Genomic DNA, 1,081 nt, shown 5'->3' on the forward strand with positions numbered 1-1,081 from the left:
GCTGAGCAGGCGATGGTGGTTAAACCATGATACCCATTCCAATGTGGCAATCTCCAATGCAGCCCTGGATTTCCAAGGGCCTCGTTTGTAAACCAACTCTGCTTTATACAACCCATTAATGGTTTCAGCTAAAGCGTTATCGTAGCTATCGCCCCGACTGCCCACAGAGGGCTCAATCCCCGCTTCAGCCAAGCGCTCGGTATAACGTATAGACACATATTGCGACCCGCGATCTGAGTGATGAATCAAGGTGCCTGTGCGCTCTGGTTGCCGGTCATACAAAGCTTGCTCCAGAGCATCGAGCACAAAGTCCGTTTGCATATTGCTGCTCACGCGCCAGCCTACAATGCGTCTGGCAAAAACATCAATGACAAAGGCAACATACAGCCAACCCTGCCAGGTAGACACATAGGTAAAATCCGATACCCAAAGCTGATTGGGCCGGTCTGCCTTGAACTGACGATTCACTCGATCTAGCGGACATGCCGCTTTATTGTCTGAAATAGTCGTACGTACCACCTTGCCACGCACGGTGCCAACCAACCCCATAGTCTTCATGAGGCGGGCAACAGTACACCGCGCGACCTGAACGCCTTCACGCTTGAGTTGCTTCCACACTTTTTTGGCGCCATACACTTGTTGATTGAAATCCCATACGCGCTGTATTTCCGGCATCAACTGCGCATCACGTTTAGCACGTGCCGTGTGCAATTCAGGATTGCGCTGCCGGGCAGCATGTTTCCAGTACGCAGACGGAGCTATCTGCAATACTTTGCAGATAGACTCGACCCCGTGCCGCGCACGGTACTGGTCTACAAAGGTGTTCAGGACTTGAGTTTGCGGTCGAGTTCCGCCTGGGCAAAAAAAGCGCTTGCTAGCTTCAATATCTCGTTGGCTTTGCGTAACTCACGATTCTCTCGCTCCAAGGCCTTGAGTCGCTCTCGCTCATCGCTGGTGATGCCATCACGTTTGCGGTGATCTACTTCGTGACGCTTGACCCATTCCAGCAAGGTCGGCGCTGCGCAACCAATCAGGGAGGCAATGTGTTCAACTGTCGCCCACAACGATGGATATTCACTGC

Annotated in this window: 1 pseudogene and 1 other annotated feature; the pseudogene reads right to left on the bottom strand. The window is 52.5% G+C overall.

Annotated features, from left to right (window positions below):
- Window positions 1–1,081 (bottom strand): annotated as a pseudogene (locus Q9291_RS14080) (IS3 family transposase); the annotation flags it as partial.
- Window positions 754–870: a sequence feature (AL1L pseudoknot), on the bottom strand. (Overlaps the previous pseudogene by 117 nt.)

The sequence above is a fragment of the Methylophilus aquaticus genome (genome assembly GCF_030769565.1).
Classification (GTDB): domain Bacteria; phylum Pseudomonadota; class Gammaproteobacteria; order Burkholderiales; family Methylophilaceae; genus Methylophilus; species Methylophilus aquaticus.